This window comes from Bacillus sp. LL01, assembly GCF_001037965.1.
Genome location: NZ_LFEL01000280.1, coordinates 1 through 3069 on the forward strand (window position 1 = coordinate 1; position 3069 = coordinate 3069).

The following is a 3069-nucleotide window of genomic DNA, read 5'->3' on the forward strand; positions in this document are numbered from 1 at the left end:
ATCGTCATTAGAAACCGATGTAGAGAAAATCCCATAGTACTCCAAATCTTCAGCCTGCGCCTCCTTGAGCACCACATCGTCTCTTCCAGTCTCACTTCTTTTATGAGCGTTCCATTTCATCTGATGCTCAGAAAATGAGTAGATAACAGGCTGGCTCTTTGCAAAACGATGGCCAGTAGTAGAATTTGATGGGATGTTCAATAAAACAGTTTGAATACCAGACGACTTTAATTGAGTTAAAGCTTCATTTAAAAGCTTTCCTGCATATCCATTTCGGCGTTTGCTTGGTCTAACCATCCCGCATATTTCAGCTTTATTACCGAAGCGATAGATGCCTAAAAAAGCCACAAGCTCCTGATCTTCATAATAAAAATAATCGTTTGTTTCATTATGTGGTCTTGTCTCGAGCATTTCCCAATTAAGTTTTAAGTTGATATGGTCATAACCTTCAACATCTTGCTGCAACGTTTTTATATCTTGTAATTGTTTTGTTAGTAGCATGCTTGTATTCCTCCATTCACATTCCCTAAATCATTCGCTGCCAAATGAAGAAATCCTTCAGAACAATGAAAAAGCACGAAGGCAGTCGCCCCCGTGCTTTTTCGTGTCCTAGTATAAATGTGTCTTTATACTACCTCAAGTTTACTCTCTCTTGAAGAAAAGCTCAAGTATGCAGTTCAGTGTTCAAAAATCGTTCAAACTTGACCAATATTTAGTATTTACAAATCAGTATCTTGCTTTATTCAGCACCCAAAAGTGCTTCATGCAGTTCTTTATCAGAATGATTCCACATTGCTTCATTATGCTTTTTTAGAAAATCAGCCAGAATTTTTTTGGATATAGAATCCATATCATCAACTAAGATCTTGCCTTTTAACGACTTATCCATTTTATTCACATGCTCAGGTAAACTCTTGTACCCACGACGAATTTCAGTATCCACCGTCATTTCACAGCCAGCTACCCCAGCATAATATGGTTTACTTTCTTTATATTGAATGGCTACCCATACAAGCCAATAGAGTTTTCCGTTAGGTACGTCCTCTTTGTTCGGTAAAAATTTAATTCGCTTTTCCACCGCAGACCTCGCATGGAGGGCCCCCATATCTACAAACGCTTCACCCTCGGCCGGATCAACAAAAACCGGAGAAACATTATCAAGATTCATAACCCCTGCCCCGTAGCCACCGTGACCAGAAGTAGAGTCTCCACTTAAAATATTAAATCCACCCGTTTTCTTTTTTAGGTTATCATTATTTAACAAATCCATTATTTTTCATCCTTTCTTCATTTCATGCGATCTATCTTTTTAATCCTTACGCTCTTCATTCTCCCTATAGTATACATGATCCTCGTTTGTTCTGAAAATATTTGCTAAAATAAAGATAGTCTTATAACAAAGGAGCGATTCTCATGCCAATCGTAACAGTTCAATTACTAGAAGGCCGTACAGATGATCAAAAAAGAGCACTTGTTGAAAGAGTAACAGATGCTGTTTCTGAGACCACAGGAGCACCTGCTGAACGCATTTCAGTCGTCATTGATGAAATGAAGCCAACAAACTTTGCAGTAGCTGGTAAGCGTCCTGCTGATCAGTAAAACAAAAGCTTCAAATTCAAAAAAGCCAAACAACCTGTTACTGTTGCTTGGCTTTTCCTTATTGAACTGTCTTCTTTAAAGATTCAATGAACATATAAGCTTGTTCAAAGTCTTCCTCTGTATAATTTTGCTTACGCTTTAACGTTTGTACTTTTTCTTTAACCTCTTCACGCGTTAATTCTTCAAAATACAACAAAGTAGAAACAAGCTCCAAAAAGCGTGCGCTTTGCTCATTTAAACTTTCAAACATCGGCTTCACATTTGGCAAGTCAAATTGATACATATCTAAAAACTTTTGCCCTTCAGCAGATAGCGCATATCGATATTGATAATAATTGCCTTTATCTTCTTTTGTTTCAGCTATAAAGCCAAGGTTACACAGCTCTTCCATTCTTAATGATAATTCCTCTGAGTAAGGACCGAACATGTGGAATTTGTAGCGTTCTGTGAATGTGATATTCATCTTTTTGGCAATATAGATAATCTTTTGCAGCTTTTTCCGTCCAACAACCTCACCAGCTTGCAAAAAGACCGCCATTACTTTCGCGTGGTCTTGTAGCAACCGTCACGCCCCCTTATTTCTGTAAAATCTCAAGTATCCGCTGTTTAACCTCTTTATGTTCACGCACGTCCTCTAAGCAGTCGAGCGGAAAGTATAACTTATGATCTGTTCGTTTTTTCCCAGAAATGGCTTCAACGACATCCGATTCACGAGATAGCTCACGAATCTTTCCATTCGGTAGAACTAGATGAATAGGCAGTCTCTCTTCTTCTTCACCTGGTCGATAAAAATCATAGGGAAGATCTGATGAGGAGTCGATCACTAAATAATAATCTGGATTTAGATCTGCTTTCTTAAATAGTTCCTGTAACTCTGGCCAATCGTTCATTCGTTGATTTGGATTAAATTCGACATATTTGAACAGACGTCTATTTAGAAATCTTACACAAAGATCACTCAAAATGCGATCCTCTTCTTCTTGCCAAATTTGAAAATAATAAAGGGTTATCGCCTCATCTAATCGTAAATAATCGTCCAAGCTCCCTTTTCCATAAAAGAAAGAATAAAAATGATTAGGCTTTTGTTTAAATTCATAACCTGCTAAATGCAGTTCTTTCGCGCGCTTAAAGATCTTGCTTAAAATCACCTCAGCACTGCGGGTTACAGGATGGAAATACACTTGCCAATACATCTGATAACGACTCATAATATAGTCTTCTACCGCGTGCATTCCGCTTTGCTTAATGACGACTTGATCTTCCATCGGTCGCATCACACGAAGAATTCTCTCCATATCAAAATGACCATAACTAACACCTGTGTAGTAAGCGTCACGTTGCAAGTAATCCATGCGGTCAGCATCAATTTGACTTGAAATAATACTGGAAATCAGCTTGTTGGAATAGGTTTTTTCGATCACATCAGCTACCGCTTGAGGGAAATCTTCACTCACATTAGATAGAACCTGG

At 38.2% G+C, this 3069-nt stretch carries 5 protein-coding genes; 1 reads left to right on the forward strand and 4 read right to left on the reverse strand.

The window, feature by feature from the left end:
- A partial coding sequence (locus AB685_RS29410) for a GNAT family N-acetyltransferase (RefSeq protein WP_047974158.1) occupies positions 1-501 on the reverse strand: 501 nt, incomplete at its 3' end.
- A 238-nt stretch (positions 502-739) separates the two neighbouring features.
- Entirely contained in the window at positions 740-1270 is a 531-nt protein-coding gene (locus AB685_RS29415) for a YwhD family protein (protein WP_047974159.1), read from the reverse strand.
- Between the two features lie 143 nt (positions 1271-1413).
- Between AB685_RS29415 and AB685_RS29420 the strand changes: the two genes are divergently transcribed.
- Positions 1414-1599, forward strand: coding sequence for a 2-hydroxymuconate tautomerase (locus AB685_RS29420; protein ID WP_047974160.1), 186 nt, complete (start codon positions 1414-1416; stop codon positions 1597-1599).
- A 58-nt stretch (positions 1600-1657) separates the two neighbouring features.
- On the opposite strand, the gene AB685_RS29425 is transcribed toward AB685_RS29420, so the two are convergent.
- Positions 1658-2161 (reverse strand): hypothetical protein, encoded by a 504-nt coding sequence (locus tag AB685_RS29425; RefSeq protein ID WP_047974161.1) that lies wholly within the window; start codon positions 2159-2161, stop codon positions 1658-1660.
- A gap of 13 nt (positions 2162-2174) precedes the next feature.
- Positions 2175-3069 (reverse strand): HD domain-containing protein (locus tag AB685_RS29430; RefSeq protein ID WP_047974162.1); only part of this gene is annotated, 895 nt, incomplete at its 5' end.

Bases quoted from the DNA above. Each gene is read 5' to 3' on its own strand.
- AB685_RS29415 (WP_047974159.1), bottom strand. From the start codon at position 1,270: ATGGATTTGTTAAATAATGATAACCTAAAAAAGAAAACGGGTGGATTT.
- AB685_RS29420 (WP_047974160.1), top strand. From the start codon at position 1,414: ATGCCAATCGTAACAGTTCAATTACTAGAAGGCCGTACAGATGATCAA.